This is a genomic window from Streptomyces sp. SID5464 (genome assembly GCF_009862985.1).
Taxonomy (GTDB): Bacteria; Actinomycetota; Actinomycetes; order Streptomycetales; family Streptomycetaceae; genus Streptomyces; species Streptomyces chartreusis_D.
This window is the reverse complement of record NZ_WWIQ01000056.1, coordinates 46,075-63,210: the sequence shown is the minus strand read 5'-3', so window position 1 is coordinate 63,210 and position 17,136 is coordinate 46,075. Positions and strand designations below refer to the sequence as shown.

The following is a 17,136-nucleotide window of genomic DNA, read 5'->3' as shown; positions in this document are numbered from 1 at the left end:
TCGCGCCCCGCGGCTCCCCGCGGCGGTGCTCCGGTAGTTCGAGGAGCCCCGCCTGGGAATCGTCCGGGGCATTTTTTGTGCTTCGGCGCGGTTAGGTCTATCGAACAGAGACGTTACGCGGCCGTCCGCCAGACCGTCGCGTGGTGCTACCGAGGAGGATCCATCAGCGCCGAGCCCCGCATCAACGACCGGATTCGCGTTCCCGAGGTGCGACTTGTCGGTCCCAGTGGCGAGCAGGTGGGCATCGTCCCCCTGGCCAAGGCACTGGAGCTTGCGCAGGAGTACGACCTGGACCTGGTCGAGGTCGCGGCGAACGCCCGTCCGCCCGTGTGCAAGCTCATGGACTACGGGAAGTTCAAGTACGAGTCGGCCATGAAGGCCCGTGAGGCGCGCAAGAACCAGGCGCACACGGTCATCAAGGAGATGAAGCTCCGGCCGAAGATCGACCCGCACGACTATGACACCAAGAAGGGTCACGTCGTCCGGTTCCTCAAGCAGGGCGACAAGGTCAAGATCACGATCATGTTCCGTGGTCGCGAGCAGTCCCGGCCCGAGCTGGGCTACCGACTGCTCCAGCGGCTCGCGGAGGACGTCCAGGACCTCGGTTTCGTGGAGTCGAACCCGAAGCAGGACGGCCGAAACATGATCATGGTCCTCGGTCCGCACAAGAAGAAGACCGAGGCGATGGCCGAGGCTCGCCAGGCGCAGGAGGCCCGCAAGGCGGAGGCGAAGGCCAACCCCGGCCGCTCGCAGAACGCCGCGGAAGCCGAGGCGCCGGCTGAGGAGCCCGCCGAGGCGTGACTCCCGGGACGCGAGTCCCAGGACCAACCGAAACAAGACGACGCTCCACCGTGCCCGGTTTCGCGACCGGGCATCGGAGCGCCACCGACGAGGAGAGAACGGCGCTATGCCGAAGAACAAGTCGCACAGCGGGTCCAGCAAGCGCTTCAAGGTCACCGGCTCCGGCAAGGTGCTCCGTGAGCGCGCCGGCAAGCGCCACCTGCTCGAGCACAAGTCGTCCCGTGTGACGCGTCGCCTCACCGGCAACGCCGAGATGGCCCCGGGCGACGCCAAGAAGATCAAGAAGCTTCTCGGCAAGTGACGCTCCGGCGCGCAAGCGCCGTACGTCAGGACCGGGACCCAATCGATTTCGGGCCGTGTGCGGACCACCGCGGCCCCGCTACAAGGAGTTAAAAAGTGGCACGCGTCAAGCGGGCAGTGAACGCCCACAAGAAGCGCCGGGCGATCCTCGAGCAGGCCTCCGGCTACCGCGGTCAGCGTTCGCGCCTGTACCGCAAGGCCAAGGAGCAGGTCACCCACTCGCTGGTCTACAACTACAACGACCGCAAGAAGCGCAAGGGTGACTTCCGCCAGCTGTGGATCCAGCGCATCAACGCCGCTGCCCGCGCCAACGGCATGACCTACAACCGCTTCATCCAGGGTCTGAAGGCCGCGAACATCGAGGTCGACCGCAAGATCCTGGCCGAGCTGGCCGTCAACGACGCCGGCGCCTTCGCCGCGCTCGTCGAGGTCGCCCAGAAGGCGCTGCCGAGCGACGTCAACGCCCCCAAGGCGGCCTGACGCCGGCTCCGAGCCGAAGTGACGGAAGGACCCGCAGGCCAAGAGGCCTGCGGGTCCTGCTGTGCAGCCAGCTACTGAGAAAGCGAACGGAATGCCCCCCGCCACCCCCGAGCTCATCTCCCCGCGTTCCCCCCGCGTCTCCGCCGCGCGGCGGCTGGCGAAGCGGAACTTCCGGGGGAAGGAGCGGCTGTTCCTCGCGGAGGGGCCGCAGGCGGTGCGGGAAGCGGCCGGGCACCGGGCCCGGGGCGCGGCCACGCTCGTGGAGCTGTTCGCCACGCTGGAGGCCGCCGAGCGGTACGCCGACATCATCGGGGCGGCCCGGGACGCCGGCGCCCGGGTGCACCTCGCCGCCGAGCAGGTCATCGCCGACATCTCCACCACCGTCACGCCGCAGGGCCTCGTCGGCGTCTGCCGGTTCCTGGACACGCCCTTCGAGGAGGTCCTCGCGGCGCGTCCCCGGCTCGTCGCCCTCCTGGCCAACGTCCGTGACCCGGGCAACGCCGGGACCGTGCTGCGCTGCGCGGACGCCGCAGGTGCCGAGGCCGTCGTCCTGACCGACGCCTCCGTCGACGTGTACAACCCCAAGGCCGTCCGTGCCTCCGTCGGCTCCCTGTTCCACCTGCCCGTCGCCGTCGGCGTCCCCGTGGAGCAGGCGGTCGAAGGGCTGCGGGCCGCCGGTGTCCGGATCCTCGCCGCCGACGGGGCCGGCGACCGCGACCTCGACGACGAGCTCGACAAGGGCACCATGGGCGGGCCGACCGCCTGGGTCTTCGGGAACGAGGCCTGGGGCCTGCCGGAGGAGACCCGCGCGCTCACGGACGCCGTCGTGCGCGTCCCGATCCACGGGAAGGCCGAGAGCCTGAACCTCGCCACCGCGGCCGCCGTATGTCTCTATGCGTCGGCGCGTGCACAGCGCGCCGCCGGAGGGTGCCGCTCCGTCACCGGGAACTAGTAGGGTGACCAGCTCAGGGACCCCTCTGTGGAGCTTGGAGGTGGGGTACGGGGATGAGCGTCGGCACGAGCAGCGCACCGGGGGCCCAGGACGCCGGGAGCCCGCCCGCCGCGTCCCGGCCACCCGGTGATCTCGCCGACCTCGGCATCGATCCCGACATGCTGCCCGACGGCCTCGTCGTCGCCGACGAGCAGGGCCGGGTCGTCTGCTTCAACGCCGCCGCCGAGCGCATCACCGCCGTCCGCGCCCGGGACGCGCTCGGGCAGCGACTGGAGAAGGCCCTGCCATTAGAGGATCTGGAGGGGCGACGCTGGTGGCAGCTGACCGACCCGTACGGCGGCCTCGCGATCCGGGTCGGACAGCCCGAACGCAACCTCCTCCTCCCCGGCGGCCGTGAGGTGCTGGTCTCCGCGCGCTACGTCCGCACCCGGCCCACCGGTCCCGTCCGGCGGCTCGTCGTCACCCTGCGCGACACCGAGGCCCGGCGCCGCACTGAGCGCAGCCACGCCGAGCTGATCGCCACCGTCGCCCACGAACTGCGCTCCCCGCTCACCTCCGTCAAGGGCTTCACCGCCACCCTGCTCGCCAAGTGGGAACGCTTCACCGACGACCAGAAGCGGCTGATGCTGGAGACCGTCGACGCCGACGCCGACCGGGTCACCCGGCTCATCGCCGAGCTGCTCGACATCTCCCGGATCGACTCCGGCCGGCTGGAGGTGCGGCGCCAGCCCGTCGACATCGGCGCCGCCGTCGGACGGCACATCCAGGCCTACGTCGCCGCCGGACAGCCCGCCGACCGGTTCCTGCTGCGTGTCCAGCAGCCGCTGCCCGACCTGTGGGCCGACCCCGACAAGATCGACCAGGTGCTCAGCAACCTCCTGGAAAACGCCGTGCGGCACGGCGAGGGAACTGTCACGATCGACGTCACGGCCACGGCGTCCCCCCGTGAGGGCGAGGACATCGGCACGTCGGTCACGGTGAGCGACGAGGGGCCCGGCATCCCGGAGGAGTCCATGAACCGCGTCTTCACCCGCTTCTGGCGGGGCAGCAAGCGCGGCGGCACGGGCCTCGGGCTCTACATCGTCAAGGGCATCGTCGAAGCCCACGGCGGCACCATCACGGTCGGCCGCGCCCCCGGCGCCGGCGCCGAGTTCCGATTTACGTTGCCCGTGAGCGCTCCGGCCTATCTCGCTTGAGCAGCCCGCGGGCGCATTCGTACACCTCCACCCCGTTAGACTCGGCCATTGGCACCTTTGTGTCCCGCAGACGGCCGTCGGAGTCGGTGACGGGGACCTTCAGCCAGCCAATCGGAAGCACGGGAAGAGATGTCGGCACCGAATAAGTCGTACGACCCTGTAGAGGTCGAGGCGTTGAAACCGGAAGAGATCGAGCGCATGCGGGACGAGGCGCTCGCCGCCTTCGCCGCCGCGGACTCCCTCGACGCGCTCCACGAGGCCAAGGTCGCCCACACCGGCCCCGCCTCTCCGCTGGCCCTCGCCAACCGCGAGATCGGCGCCCTGCCCCCGCACGCCAAGGCCGACGCCGGCAAGCGCGTCGGGCAGGCCCGCGGCGCCGTGAACAAGGGCCTCGCCGCCCGCCAGGCCGAACTCGAGGCCGAGCGGGACGCCCGCGTGCTGGTCGAGGAGGCGGTGGACGTCACGCTGCCCTACGACCGCGTGCCGGCCGGCGCCCGGCACCCGCTCACCACGATGATGGAGCGGGTCGCGGACGTCTTCGTGGCCATGGGCTACGAGATCGCCGAGGGGCCGGAGGCCGAGGCGGAGTGGTTCAACTTCGACGCCCTCAACTTCCTGCCCGACCACCCGGCCCGGCAGATGCAGGACACCTTCTTCGTGCAGGGCCCCGAGGGCACCGACGAGTCCGGGTCCGGCGTCGTCCTGCGCACCCACACCTCCCCGGTGCAGGCCCGCGCCCTGCTCGACCGTGAGCTGCCGGTCTACATCGTCTGCCCCGGCCGGGTGTTCCGCACCGACGAGCTGGACGCCACGCACACGCCCGTCTTCCACCAGATCGAGCTGCTCGCGGTGGACGAGGGCCTGACGATGGCCGACCTCAAGGGCACTCTCGACCACATGGTCCAGTCCCTGTTCGGCGCGGACATGAAGACCCGGCTGCGGCCGAACTACTTCCCCTTCACCGAGCCGAGCGCCGAGATGGACATGCTCTGCTACGTCTGCAAGGGCGAGTCGATCGGCAACCCCGACCGCCCCTGCCGCACCTGCTCGTCCGAGGGCTGGATCGAGCTCGGCGGCTGCGGCATGGTCAACCCGCGGGTGCTCACGGCCTGCGGCGTCGACCCGGAGAAGTACAGCGGATTCGCCTTCGGGTTCGGCATCGAGCGGATGCTGATGTTCCGCCACAACGTCGAGGACATGCGAGACATGGTCGAGGGTGACGTCCGGTTCACCCGGCCGTTCGGGATGGAGATCTGATGCGGGTCCCGCTTTCTTGGCTGCGGGAGTACGTCGACCTGCCGGCCACCGAGACCGGCCGCGACGTCCAGGCCAAGCTCATTTCGGCCGGTCTGGAGGTCGAGACCGTCGAGCAGCTCGGCGCCGACCTCAAGGGCCCGCTGGTCGTGGGCCAGGTGGCGACGATCGAGGAGCTGACGGAGTTCAAGAAGCCGATCCGCTTCTGCACCGTCGACGTCGGCCAGGCCAACGGCACCGGCGAGCCCCAGGAGATCGTCTGCGGCGCCCGCAACTTCGCCGTCGGCGACAAGGTCGTCGTGGCCCTGCCCGGCGCCGTCCTGCCCGGTGACTTCCAGATCGCCGAGCGCAAGACCTACGGCAAGATGTCCCGCGGCATGATCTGCTCCAGCGACGAGCTGAACATGGGCGACGACGGCACCAAGGGCATCATCGTGCTGCCCCCGGAGACCGAGGTCGGCAGGGATGCGATCGAGCTGCTGGAGCTGGTCGACGAGGTCCTCGACATCGCCGTCACACCCGACCGCGGCTACTGCCTGTCGCTGCGCGGCGTCGCCCGCGAGACCGCCATCGCCTACGGCCTGCCGCTGCGCGACCCGGCCCTGCTCGACGTGCCCGGCCCGAACGCGTACGGCTACCCCGTGCGGATCTCCGACCCCACCGGCTGCGACCGCTTCACGGCCCGGACGGTGACCGGCCTGAGCGCCGAGGCCCGCTCGCCGATCTGGCTCCAGCGCCGGCTGCAGAAGGTCGGCATGCGCCCGATCTCGCTCGCCGTCGACGTCACCAACTACGTGATGATGGAGCTCGGCCAGCCGCTGCACGCCTACGACCGCGGCCTGGTCCGGGGCACGATCGGCGTGCGACGGGCCGAGCCGGGCGAGAAGCTCACCACCCTCGACGGCGTCGAGCGCACGCTGGACGCCGAGGACCTGGTGATCACCGACGACCGGGGCCCCATCGGGCTCGCCGGCGTCATGGGCGGCGCCAACACGGAGATCGCCGACCACGACGACGTGGAGAACGCCACGGCGGACGTGGTGATCGAGGCCGCGCACTTCGACGCGGTGTCGATCGCGCGCACGGCCCGCCGGCACAAGCTGTCCTCCGAGGCGTCCCGGCGCTTCGAGCGCGGCGTCGACCCGCAGGCCGCCGCTGCCGCCGCGCAGCGCACGGTGGACCTGCTGGTCCTGCTCGCGGGCGGTACCGCCGAGGCCGGCGTCACCGAGGTGATCGCGCCGACCGCGCCCCGCACCATCACGATCCCCGCCGACCACCCGGACAAGGTCGCGGGCGTCGCGTACGGCCGCGAGACCGTCGTACGGCGGCTCCAGGAGATCGGCTGTGACGTGTACGGGCAGGACGAGCTGATCGTCACCGTGCCGTCCTGGCGGCCCGACCTCACCGACCCGAACGACCTCGCCGAAGAGGTCATCCGGCTGGAGGGCTACGAGAACCTGCCCTCCACGCTGCCCAAGCCGCCGGCCGGTCTCGGTCTGACCAGCCGGCAGCGGCTGCACCGCCGCGTCGGCCGGGCCCTGGCCGGTGCCGGGTACGTCGAGGCGCTGAACTACCCGTTCATCGGCGAGCACGTCTTCGACCAGCTGGGCCTCGAGGCGGACGACCCGGCCCGCCGCGTCGTGAAGCTCAGCAACCCGCTGAGCGACGAGGAGCCCGCGCTGCGCACGACGCTGCTGCCGGGCCTGCTCACCGCTCTGCGGCGCAACGACGGACGGGGCTCGCACGACCTCGCGCTGTTCGAGACCGGTCTGGTCTTCCGGCCGCGCGAGGAGCAGCGGATCGCCGCCGTGCTGCCCGTCGACCGCCGCCCGACCGACGAGGAGCTCGCCGAGCTGAACGCGGCACTGCCCGAGCAGCCTCGGCACGCCGCCGTCGTCCTCGCCGGTGCGCGGGAACAGGCCGGCTGGTGGGGCAAGGGCCGTCCGGCCGACTGGGCCGACGCGGTGGAGGCGGCGCGCTCCGTCGCCCGTGAGGCGGGCGCCGAGCTGCTGGTCCGCAAGGGGCAGTACGGGCCCTGGCACCCCGGGCGGTGTGCCGAGCTGGCGATCACCGTGGACGGTGCCGAGCGGGTGGTGGGCCACGCGGGGGAGTTGCACCCGCGCGTGGTGAAGGCGCTGGGCCTGCCGGAGCGAACCTGTGCGATGGAGATCGACCTGGACGCGGTGGAGTCGGCGGGTGACGCCATGGTGAAGGCGCCGCGCATCTCCACGTTCCCCGTGGCCACGCAGGATGTCGCCCTCGTCGTCGACGCGGTGGTTCCGGCGGCGGAGGTCGAGGAGGCCTTGCGCGAGGGTGCCGGGGAGCTGCTGGAGTCGATCCGGCTGTTCGACGTGTACGAGAACGCGGAGCAGCTGGGCGAGGGCCGGAAGTCGCTGGCGTACGCCCTGCGGTTCCGGGCGGCTGATCGGACGCTGACCGTGGATGAGGCGTCGGCGGCTCGGGACGCGGCGGTTGCCCTTGCGGGTGAGCGTGTCGGGGCCGAGCTGCGGAGCTAGCGCCGCCTCACTCGTTTGAGTGGTAAAGGTAGGTAAGCCTGCCCTTCCAGGTGTGCTGTCGACAGAATCGGACCGGTCTGTTTTTGGGCCGGTCCGATTCTGTGTGTCAGGGGCCTATTGGGGGGCCATCGGCATGATCCGCATCAGGGGTCGGGTGCGAAGCCTCGGTCTGCCGACGGTTTGGGGCGCGGCGGCCGTCACGTACAAGTTGGCCTGTCCGCTCGCCCAGGAGACCGGCCTCGAAGCGCGGATCGTGACCAGTGCCGTGTTCTTCACCGTCGGTACCGGGCTGATCCTGCACGTGCGGCAGATGCTGATGCGTGAGCTGCGGCAGTTGCGCCGTGTCGCGGGTGCCGCGCAGAGCGCGCTGCTGAGGCCGCTGCCCTCGTCTGTCGAGGGGCTGGACATCGCCGCCGCCCAGTTGCCGGCCGAGCGCGGGGCGGCCATCGGCGGTGACCTGTACGAGGTCGTCGCCACCGAGCACGGCGTACGGGCCCTGATGGGTGACGTACGCGGGCACGGGATCGGGGCGTTCGGGACGGTCGCCGCCGTGCTCGGCTGCTTCCGTGAGGCCGCGCACGACGAGAAGGACCTCGGCGGGGTACTGCACCGGCTGGAACGCGCCCTGGCACGGCACCTGCGCCAGGAGCATCCGGCCGGCGCCGCCGAGGAGTTCGTGACCCTGCTGCTCGTGGAGATCCGTGCCGACGGGGAGTTGACCGCCCTGAACTGCGGACATCCGTGGCCGTACCGGCTGAGCGGCACGGACGTCGACCAACTCGCCCCGGCCGATCCGTATCCGCCCCTGGGGCCGTTCCCGCTTCCGGCCGAGCTGCCCCCCGTGGGCCTGGGGTACCTGGAGCACGGTGACGCGCTGTTCCTCCACACGGACGGCGCACAGGACGCGAGGGATGCCCGTGGCCGCTTCTTTCCGCTGCCGCATGCTCTGAGGACGGCAGTGCGGGACGCGCCGTTCTCCTCGCAGACCATCCTGAGCAGGATTTCCACGGCCCTCCTGGACCACACCCGGGGCGCACCCGCGGACGACATCGCCCTGATGATCCTCACGAAGAGCGGATGCCCGTCCCGCAGGGGCGCGGGGAACCGCGCGACCGGCCACGACGCACCCGCAGTCGACGACACACCCCTCACCCAACGGCGATGAACCACCCGGCGTGGCCGGCGGTGCCGTCCGCCCCGCCACGGAGTGTCGGGCAGGCGGCCGGGCGGACGGCGGAAGCGGGCCGCCGCACTGTACGAGGGGGAGCCGGCGGCCCGGCCGGCCTCTTGCGAGGCATTTCAGTCAACCGGCTGACGACTCTGAGCGACAGTGCGCACACAGCGCGGATTCGAGCACTCCGTTCACACCCCGTGTGAAGGCGGAGCCACTAACCTGGCCGCACCGAGCCACCGGGGGGCCCACCATGCAGCCCAACACTCTGCTCGACGCGATCCTGGACGAGGCCGGGATCTCGCACGCGGGGCTGGCCGCACACGTCAACCAGGCGGGACGGGCGCGTGGCCTGTCCCTGAGGTACGAACACACCGCCGTCGCCCGGTGGTTGAAGGGGCAGCGTCCCCGGGGCCAGGTGCCCGACCTGATCTGCGAGGTGCTCGCCGCCCGGTTGCAGCGGCAGGTGACCCTCGACGACATCGGCCTCGGCGTGCCCGGCGAGCCGTCCGCACCGCACACCGGCTCGCTGTCCGGGTTCGTCGAGCGGGCCACCGCCCTGTGGCGCTCCGACCAGCAGCAGCGCCCGCACATCCTGGGCGCGCCCGCGCTCACCGGCACGCCCGCCGTCATGCCGGTGTGGGAGTGGGAGAACCCGCCCGAGGACGTGGACGTCTCCCGCGGCGGCAGACACCGGGTCACCCCGAGCGACCTGGAGATGCTGCGCGCCGCCCGCACGCACTACGAGCAGATGTACCGCAAGGCCGGGGGAATCGCGACGCGGGCCCGCATCGTCGGCTTCCTCAACGCCGAGGCCGCGCCGCTGCTGCGTGGCAGTTACACCGATGAGACGGGGCGTCAACTCCACCGGGCGACCGGCGGGTTGGTGGCCGTGGCCGGGATCTGCGCCTACGACTCCGACGCGCACGGCCTCGCGCAGCGTTACTTCCACCAGGCCCTGCGGCTCGCCAAGGCCAGCGGGGACCGGGGACTCGGCGCCTACATCATCGCGCTGCTGGTCAACCAGTCGCTGTTCATGCGGGAGTACCGGCAGGCCGTCGCCTTCGCGGAGGCCGCGCTGCGGGCCGCCGGCAAGCACATCACCCCCGCTCTCGCCTCCGACCTGTACGCGATGCAGGCCAAGGCGTACGCGCATCTCGGCGACGGCACGAGCGCCCTGTCCTGCATCCGGCGGGCCGAGCAGGCCGCGGCACGCATCCGGCGTGGCTACGAGCCCGACGAGACCGGCTATGTCCAGCCGGGGCTGGTCAACGTCCAGGTGGCGGAGGCGCTGCTGAGTCTCGGGGAGATCGCCGCCGCCGGGGAGCATGCGGCGGCAGCGGTCGACAACCCGGCGCACGACCGCGGCCGGGTGCACCGGCTGGCCATGCTCAGCACGATCGAGCTGCGGCAGGGCAACGCGGACAAGGCCGTGGCCATCGCCGTGCAGATGGCCGAGCAGGCCCGCGGCATGGAGTCCCAGCGGCTGCGCGACCGGCTGCGCGCGGTGCGGGAGCACCTGGTGCGCAGCGGCTGCGCCGGCACCGCCGAGGCGGCTGAACTCATCGACGGGGCCCTGCGCGTACCGTTGTAGACCCGGGCGACGGCGCCCGTGTCATCCCGAGCGACTTCCTGTGCGCCTGCTGTCAGTACGTCCCTACTGCGATATTGCCACTTACTCGACGGAAGGTGGCAGAACCGTGCAGTGGACGAAACACAACGAACAAAGTGTGTACTCAAACCGCTGGTTCAGCGTCAATCTCGCGGATGTCGAACTGCCGGACGGCCGGCACCTCGACCACTTCCTCATACGGCTGCGGCCCGTTGCCGTGGCCACGGTCGTGAACGAGGCCAACGAGGTGCTGCTGCTCTGGCGGCACCGCTTCATCACCGACAGCTGGGGGTGGGAACTGGCGGCGGGCGTCGTCGAGGACGGCGAGGACGTCGCCCGCGCGGCCGCCAGGGAACTGGAGGAGGAGACCGGCTGGCGGCCGGGACCCCTGCACCACCTCATGAGCGTGGAGCCGTCCAACGGGCTCACCGACGCCCGGCACCACGTGTACTGGGCCGACGAGGGCGAGTACGTGGGGCACCCCGTGGACGACTTCGAGTCGGACCGCCGGGAGTGGGTTCCCCTCAAGCTCGTCCCCGACATGGTCGCCCGCGGGGAGGTCCCGGCCGCCAACATGGCGGCCGCGTTACTGCTGCTGCACCATCTCAGGCTCGGGCAGGACACGTTGCCCTGAACTCAACGTCCCAGTGCCTGCCAGATCGCCACGACGAGGGCACCCACGGCGGTGAGGGCGGCGACCGCGGGCAGCGGCCAGCGCGCGTGTTCGAGTGAGTTGATCCGGGTGTTGAGCTCGTCGAGTTCCTTGGCGGTCTCCTCGGTGCGGTGGCTGAGCAGAGCCAGCCCGCCCTCGACGCGGGCGTACGCCACGTCGAGGCGGCGCCGTAACTCTGCGAGTTCTCCGTGAACGACCGGATGCTCGGGATCGACGGTCACGAGTCCGTTCCTTTCCGTAGTCGTTGCACATCCCTTGCATGCGCATGAGGAGTCAACTCGCCTGGTGGGCGCCTGGGGAGAGTGTGCGACGGGCATATGCGAGCCCGACGCGCACACGGTGTGTGAATGCCACGGGCCGGGCACCAACTCTGGTGCCCGGCCCTCAGCTTGGCCGAAATATGACCGTCCGTAACCGGCCTCGGGGGTACCCGGGACGACATGACGAAGTGGCAGAAGAACGCGGCGTACGCGCTGGCGCTCTACGCGCTGCTGGTCGCGGTGTTCCGGTACTCCTCCGGAGGACAGGGGTGGGGCACGGCGCTGCTGCTCGCTCTCGTGACCACGCCGCTAGCCCTCTGGATGGGCTGGCTGCGCGGCCGCCTCAACGAGCAGGCGGCCGAATGGGGACGCCGCCGGTTCCGGCCGTGGCCGGAGGAGCGACGGCGCTGAGGCGGCGGCCCGGCCCGGGTGGTCAGTCGTACGTGTAGAAGCCCGACCCCGTCTTGCGGCCCAGCCGGCCCGCGTCGACCATGCGCTGCAGGAGCGGGGGAGCGGCGTACAGGGGCTCCTTGTACTCCTCGTACATCGACTGCGCGACCGAGGCGACCGTGTCCAGGCCGATGAGGTCGGAGAGCTTCAGGGGGCCCATCGGGTGGGCGCAGCCCATCTCCATGCCGTTGTCGATGTCCTCGCGGCTGGCGATGCCCGTCTCGAACATCCGGATCGCGGAGAGCAGGTACGGGATCAGCAGCGCGTTGACCACGAAGCCGGAGCGGTCCTGGGCGCGGATCGCGTGCTTGCCCAGCACCTTCTCGGTGAACAGCTGGGCCCGGCTCAGCGTGCCCTCGGACGTGGTGAGGGCCGGGATCAGCTCGACGAGCTTCTGCACCGGGGCCGGGTTGAAGAAGTGGATGCCGATGACCTGGTCGGGCCGCGAGGTCGCCACCGCCAGCTTCACCAGCGGGATGGAGGAGGTGTTGGAGGCCAGGATGGCGTCGGGCCGGGTCACGACCTGGTCGAGCACCTGGAAAATCTCGGTCTTGACCTGCTCGTTCTCGACGACGGCCTCGATCACCAGGTCGCGGTCGGCGAACTCGCCGAGGTCCGTGGTGAAGCTCAGACGGTCCTGCGTCGCCTCCAGCTCCTCCTCGGTGATCTTGCCGCGCTCGGCTGCCTTGGCCAGGGAGTTGAACAGCCGGGTCCGGCCGATCTCCAGGGCCTCGCCGGTGGTCTCGGCGACCATGACGTCCAGACCGGCCCGGGCGCACACCTCGGCGATCCCCGCGCCCATCTGACCGCAGCCCACGACTCCGACGCGTGCAATGTCTCCCGCTGGGATGTCCGTCACATCGTCCCTTTCGCTGCTGATCCACTTCTGGGCAGGTGCTCCGGGTCGCCGGTGCCTGCTCCGTTCGTGCACGTTACTCCCAAGTATCGATGATCGATCGCCGGGGTCGCGTCCGCTTCGGGCATGCTGGGCCCGGAGCGATCCGCGACCGGGCGGATCCGCGGCTTTTTGGGGCATGCGGATGGGACGAGTGTCACGCAGGGCGTTCGCGGTGGCGGCGCTGTCGGCTTTCACGATGATGCCTCCGGCGTCGGCCGCGCCCGAGCGGGGCGGCCGGGGCGGCGACAGGGCGGCCTCCGGGATGCGGGGCGTCTGGCTGGCCACCGTGGTCAACCGCGACTGGCCGTCGAAGCCGGGGCTGACCGCCGCGCGGCAGCGGGCCGAGCTGATCACCCACCTCGACAGGGCGGCCCGCAACCGGCTCAACACCGTGATCTTCCAGGTCCGGCCCACGGCGGACGCCCTGTGGCCCTCACCGTACGAGCCGTGGTCACAGTACCTCACCGGCACCCAGGGCAAGGACCCCGGCTGGGACCCGCTGGGGACGGCGGTCGAGGAGGCCCATGCCCGTGGCCTGAAGCTGCACGCCTGGTTCAACCCCTACCGGGTCGCCACCCACGCCGACCCGACCCGGCTGGCCGCCGACCACCCCGCCCGCAGGAACCCGGACTGGGTGGTGACGTACGGCGGGAAGCTCTACTACAACCCCGGGCTGCCCGAGGTCCGGGCCTTCGTGCAGACCGCGATGCTCGACGCGGTGCACAAGTACGCCGTGGACGGTGTCCATTTCGACGACTACTTCTACCCCTACCCCGTGGCGGGCCAGAGCTTCGACGACGACGCGGCCTACGAGGAGTACGGCGCCGGCTTCCCGGACCGGGCGGCGTGGCGGCGGGACAACATCGACGAGCTGGTGCGGGAGACGGCGGAGCGCGTCAAGCAGGTCCGGCCCGGCACCCCGTTCGGCGTCAGCCCCTTCGGAGTGTGGCGCAACGCCGCCACCGACCCGCTCGGCTCGGACACCCGGGCAGGCGTGCAGACCTACGACGACCTGCACGCGGACACGCGCAAGTGGGTGCGCGAGAGCTGGATCGACTACATCGTCCCGCAGCTGTACTGGAACATCGGCTTGCCCGCCGCCGACTACGCGAAGCTGGTGCCCTGGTGGGCGGAGGTCGCGCGCGGCAGCTCGACGCGGCTGTATGTGGGGGAGGCGCTGTACAAGGCCGGTGACCCGGCGCAGCCCGCGGCCTGGCAGGACCCGGCCGAGCTGTCCCGGCACCTGACGCTGGCCAGGGATCACGCGCAGGTGCGCGGGCACGTCTTCTTCGCCGCCAAGGACGTGGCGACCGATCGGATCGGGGCGATGGCGAGGGTGGTCGCCGACCACTACGGGCAGCCGGCGCCGCCGCCGCGCTGAATCACGGCCCGGTGGTGGTCTCCCGGTGCCGGATCTCGGTGTCGGGTCCCGGCGAGCACACGCCCTCGTGCCCGTCCTCGAACCGGACGCGGTACGGGGGGTTGCCCTCCTGGCCCAGCACTTCGACGATTTCGCCGACCTTGTCGTGCTGACCGACCACCCTGCCGTGCTGGACAAGCTGGTCGCCCACGGTTGCGCGCATCTGGGGCCTCCTCACGATGTGCGGAGCAGCGGTCCGTGGCCTCCGAGTCTACGGCCGCGGGCGCCTCTCGGCAGGGCCGTGTGCGCCCGTTCAGCCGCGCGCCCGTTGTGTGACGGCGATGCAGACCAGCACCGCCACGGCTGTCAGCGGGGCGGCCACTGTCAGGTGCTCGCCCAGCAGCAGCACCGACCACACCAGTGTGAGCAGGGGCTGGGCGAGCTGCAACTGGCTGGCCTTCGGGATGCCGATGGCCGCCATGCCCCGGTACCAGACGACCAGTCCCAGGAACTGCGAGCCCGCCGCGACCCACAGCAGCCCGGTGACGCTGTGCGCGGTCAGGTGCACGGGTTCCTGCGCCAGGGTGAACGCGGCGACGGGCACGGTCAGCGGCAGGCACAGCACCAGCGCCCAGCCGATGACGTGCCAGCCCGGCATGACCCGGGCCAGCCGGCCGCCCTCGGTGTAGCCGGCCGCGCACACCAGCAGCGCCGCGAAGAGGTACAGGTCGGCGGTGCTCAGGGCGCCGCCGCTCTGCTGCACGGTGAAGGCCAGCACCGCCGCAGCGCCGGCGAGGGCCGCCGCCCAGAAGGTGCGCGAGGGCCGGGTGCCGACGCGCAGGGCGGAGAAGAGCGCGGTGGTCAGGGGGAGCAGTCCCACCACGACGGCGGCGTGCGCGGTGGTCGACGTCTGCAGTGCAAGCGTGGTCAGCAGCGGGAAACCGAGGACCACACCGGCCGCCACGACCGCGAGGCCCGGCCAGTGCCGCCGGGCGGGCGGGGGCACCCGCAGCGCCAGCAGCGCACCGCCCGCGATCACCGCTGCCAGGACGCTGCGGACGGCGACCAGCGACCAGGGCCCGAAGCCCTCAAGACCCCAGGCGGTGGCGGGGAAGGTGAGGGAGAAGGCGATGACGCCCAGGGCGGCCTGCGGGGTGCCGAGGCCGGGCTGCTCCCGCTCCGTGGCGACTGCTATCCGGGAAGCGGTAGTAGCGCTACTCTGTACTCTCATGCAAGAGCGTAGCAGCGTCGGTGAACTGGCGGAACAGCTGCGGCGGGAGCTCGACCGCTACTCGCCAGGTGGAAAGCTGCCGTCGAGCCGGGCCCTAGTCGAGCGGTTCCGGGTGAGTCCCGTGACCGTGTCGCGGGCGCTGGCGCAGCTCGCCGCCGAGGGGCTGGTCGTCACCCGGCCCGGCGCGGGCGCGTTCCGCGCGCCGGCCCGGACGGCACCGGCCCCCGCCGGGGACACCTCCTGGCAGGAGGTCGCGCTCAGCGCGGACGGTGCCGCCGACCTCGTGCCCCGCTCGGTGGACGCCTCCGGGGTGCTGGTGTCGCTGGCCGCGCCACCCCCCGGCGTGATCGAGTTCAACGGCGGCTATCTGCACCCGTCGTTGCAGCCGGAGCGGGCGATGGCCGCCGCCCTGTCGCGCGCCGGACGCCGGCCCGGGGCCTGGGGACGCCCGCCCATGGAGGGGCTGCCGGAGCTGCGCGAGTGGTTCGCGCGGGGCATCGGCGGCTCCTTCACGGCCGCCGAGGTGCTCGTCACCGCGGGCGGCCAGTCCGCCCTCACCACCGCCCTGCGCGCCCTCGCCCCGCCCGGCGCCCCCGTGCTGGTCGAGTCGCCGACCTACCCCGGCATGCTCGCCATCGCCCGTGCCGCGGGCCTGCGCCCGGTGCCCGTCCCGGTGGACCCCGACGGTGTGAAACCGGCGCTGCTCGCCGACGCCTTCCGGGCCACCGGCGCCCCGGCCTTCGTCTGCCAGCCGCTCTTCCAGAACCCCACCGGTGCCGTGCTCGCGCCCGAGCGGCGCGACGAGGTGCTGCGCATCGCCCGCGAGGCGGGCGCGTTCGTCGTCGAGGACGACTTCGTGCGGCGGCTCGTGCACGAGGACGCGGGACCGCTGCCACGCCCGCTGGCCGCCGACGACCCCGACGGTGTCGTCGTCCACGTCTGCTCGCTGACCAAGGCGACCTCGCCGAGCTTCCGGGTGAGCGCCCTGGCCGCGCGCGGACCGGTCCTGGAGCGGCTGCGCGCGATCCAGGTCGTCGACACCTTCTTCGTGCCCCGGCCCCTGCAGGAGGCGGCACTCGAACTCGTCGGCTCGCCCGCCTGGCCGCGCCATCTGCGAGCGGTGTCCGCCGAGTTGAGGGCGCGCCGGGACGCGATGACCGCCGCGCTCGCGCTGCACCTGCCGGAACTCGTCCTGCCGCACGTGCCGTCCGGCGGCTACCACCTGTGGCCGCGCCTGCCCGACGGTACGGACGAGCCGGCCCTGACCTCCGCCGCCCTGCGCGCGGGCGTCGCCATCACGCCCGGCCGCCCCTACTTCAGCGCCGAGCCGCCGGCCGCGCACGTGCGGCTGAGCTTCGCGGCGGTCGCCGGGACCGGGGAGATCGCGGAAGGGGTGCGGCGGCTGCGCGCGGCCTGCGACGAGGTGCTGGGTTAAGCGTTCGACGCATGGCCGCCGGCCTGCGAGCATCCCGTCATGACCGACACGCCGAGCCTGCCAGAGGGCTACGAGATCTCCACCGACCCTGCCCGCGTCGACGCCGAGCGGGTCCACCGCTGGCTGGCCACCGACGCGTACTGGGCGCTGGGCCGCCCCCGCGAGAAGCAGGACCGGGCGATCGAGGGGTCGCTCAACTTCGGCGTGTACGAGACGGTGTCGGGCGAGCAGGTGGCGTACGCCCGGGTCATCACGGACCGGGCCACCTTCGGGTGGCTCTGCGACGTGTACGTCGACCCGTCGGTGCGCGGCAAGGGTGTCGGAACCGCGCTCGTGGCGGCCGTACGGGACGAGCTGCGGCGGTACGGGGTGCGCCGGGTCCTGCTCGCCACCCACGACGCGCACGGCGTCTACGAGAAGCTCGGGTTCGCGGCGCTGGAGCGGCCCGAGCACTGGATGGCGCTCATCTTCGGCCAGTGAGGGCCGCTGCACCCTGGGTAACTCCCTGGTAACACCTCTTGACCTGCGCACTTGCGGCCCTCACGAT

Annotated in this window: 18 protein-coding genes; 14 read left to right on the top strand and 4 right to left on the bottom strand. The window is 71.8% G+C overall.

Annotated features, from left to right (window positions below; all coding sequences use genetic code 11):
• Positions 1–162 precede the first annotated feature (162 nt).
• From infC to GTY47_RS27500, 10 genes are all read left to right on the top strand, one after another.
• Positions 163–801, top strand: a complete 639-nt coding sequence (infC, locus tag GTY47_RS27545; protein WP_107118544.1) for a translation initiation factor IF-3 — start codon at positions 163–165, stop codon at positions 799–801.
• A gap of 106 nt (positions 802–907) precedes the next feature.
• Positions 908–1,102, top strand: coding sequence for a 50S ribosomal protein L35 (gene rpmI, locus GTY47_RS27540; RefSeq protein WP_003989075.1), 195 nt, complete (start codon positions 908–910; stop codon positions 1,100–1,102).
• A gap of 95 nt (positions 1,103–1,197) precedes the next feature.
• Positions 1,198–1,581, top strand: a complete 384-nt coding sequence (gene rplT, locus GTY47_RS27535) for a 50S ribosomal protein L20 (RefSeq protein ID WP_010045263.1) — start codon at positions 1,198–1,200, stop codon at positions 1,579–1,581.
• A gap of 91 nt (positions 1,582–1,672) precedes the next feature.
• Positions 1,673–2,533: an RNA methyltransferase gene (locus GTY47_RS27530; protein ID WP_010045261.1), complete on the top strand. Its 861-nt coding sequence runs from the start codon at positions 1,673–1,675 to the stop codon at positions 2,531–2,533.
• A gap of 53 nt (positions 2,534–2,586) precedes the next feature.
• The gene (locus GTY47_RS27525; protein ID WP_010045260.1) at positions 2,587–3,729 is read left to right on the top strand and encodes an ATP-binding protein; all 1,143 of its coding nucleotides are present in this window, start codon (positions 2,587–2,589) and stop codon (positions 3,727–3,729) included.
• A gap of 129 nt (positions 3,730–3,858) precedes the next feature.
• Positions 3,859–4,986 (top strand): phenylalanine--tRNA ligase subunit alpha, encoded by a 1,128-nt coding sequence (gene pheS, locus GTY47_RS27520; protein ID WP_010045259.1) that lies wholly within the window; start codon positions 3,859–3,861, stop codon positions 4,984–4,986.
• On the top strand, positions 4,986–7,499 hold the full coding sequence (gene pheT, locus GTY47_RS27515) for a phenylalanine--tRNA ligase subunit beta (RefSeq protein WP_010045258.1): 2,514 nt from the start codon (positions 4,986–4,988) through the stop codon (positions 7,497–7,499). Before pheS ends, pheT begins: the two co-directional genes overlap by 1 nt.
• A gap of 133 nt (positions 7,500–7,632) precedes the next feature.
• Positions 7,633–8,664, top strand: a complete 1,032-nt coding sequence (locus tag GTY47_RS27510; RefSeq protein ID WP_010045255.1) for a PP2C family protein-serine/threonine phosphatase — start codon at positions 7,633–7,635, stop codon at positions 8,662–8,664.
• A 259-nt stretch (positions 8,665–8,923) separates the two neighbouring features.
• Positions 8,924–10,264: a hypothetical protein gene (locus GTY47_RS27505; protein WP_010045253.1), complete on the top strand. Its 1,341-nt coding sequence runs from the start codon at positions 8,924–8,926 to the stop codon at positions 10,262–10,264.
• Positions 10,265–10,370: 106 nt separating this feature from the next.
• Positions 10,371–10,916: an NUDIX hydrolase gene (locus tag GTY47_RS27500; RefSeq protein WP_010045251.1), complete on the top strand. Its 546-nt coding sequence runs from the start codon at positions 10,371–10,373 to the stop codon at positions 10,914–10,916.
• 2 nt (positions 10,917–10,918) lie between these two features.
• Here GTY47_RS27500 and GTY47_RS27495 read toward each other — a convergent pair whose 3' ends face one another.
• Positions 10,919–11,176 (bottom strand): hypothetical protein, encoded by a 258-nt coding sequence (locus tag GTY47_RS27495; RefSeq protein ID WP_010045250.1) that lies wholly within the window; start codon positions 11,174–11,176, stop codon positions 10,919–10,921.
• Between the two features lie 219 nt (positions 11,177–11,395).
• Between GTY47_RS27495 and GTY47_RS27490 the strand changes: the two genes are divergently transcribed.
• Positions 11,396–11,626: a hypothetical protein gene (locus GTY47_RS27490; RefSeq protein WP_010045248.1), complete on the top strand. Its 231-nt coding sequence runs from the start codon at positions 11,396–11,398 to the stop codon at positions 11,624–11,626.
• Positions 11,627–11,648: 22 nt separating this feature from the next.
• Here the strand turns inward: GTY47_RS27490 and GTY47_RS27485 are convergent, their stop codons facing one another.
• The gene (locus GTY47_RS27485) at positions 11,649–12,524 is read right to left on the bottom strand and encodes a 3-hydroxybutyryl-CoA dehydrogenase (RefSeq protein ID WP_029181543.1); all 876 of its coding nucleotides are present in this window, start codon (positions 12,522–12,524) and stop codon (positions 11,649–11,651) included.
• 181 nt (positions 12,525–12,705) lie between these two features.
• On the opposite strand from GTY47_RS27485, the gene GTY47_RS27480 reads away from it, so the two are divergent.
• A complete protein-coding gene (locus tag GTY47_RS27480) occupies positions 12,706–13,944 on the top strand; it encodes a family 10 glycosylhydrolase (protein WP_040903899.1) in 1,239 nt (412 codons plus the stop codon).
• 1 nt (position 13,945) lies between these two features.
• Here the strand turns inward: GTY47_RS27480 and GTY47_RS27475 are convergent, their stop codons facing one another.
• Together GTY47_RS27475 and GTY47_RS27470 are read right to left on the bottom strand one after the other, a co-directional pair.
• Positions 13,946–14,146, bottom strand: a complete 201-nt coding sequence (locus tag GTY47_RS27475; RefSeq protein WP_010045242.1) for a DUF1918 domain-containing protein — start codon at positions 14,144–14,146, stop codon at positions 13,946–13,948.
• Positions 14,147–14,236: 90 nt separating this feature from the next.
• Positions 14,237–15,154: a DMT family transporter gene (locus tag GTY47_RS27470; protein ID WP_010045239.1), complete on the bottom strand. Its 918-nt coding sequence runs from the start codon at positions 15,152–15,154 to the stop codon at positions 14,237–14,239.
• On the opposite strand from GTY47_RS27470, the gene GTY47_RS27465 reads away from it, so the two are divergent.
• Both GTY47_RS27465 and GTY47_RS27460 read left to right on the top strand, forming a co-directional pair.
• Positions 15,153–16,589, top strand: a complete 1,437-nt coding sequence (locus GTY47_RS27465; RefSeq protein ID WP_050810309.1) for a PLP-dependent aminotransferase family protein — start codon at positions 15,153–15,155, stop codon at positions 16,587–16,589. The two genes, GTY47_RS27470 and GTY47_RS27465, sit on opposite strands and share 2 nt — an antisense overlap.
• Positions 16,590–16,628: 39 nt before the next feature.
• Positions 16,629–17,069 carry a GNAT family N-acetyltransferase gene (locus GTY47_RS27460; RefSeq protein ID WP_010045235.1) on the top strand — a complete coding sequence of 147 codons (441 nt, stop codon included), beginning with the start codon at positions 16,629–16,631 and terminating at the stop codon, positions 17,067–17,069.
• The last annotated feature ends 67 nt before the right edge of the window (positions 17,070–17,136 follow it).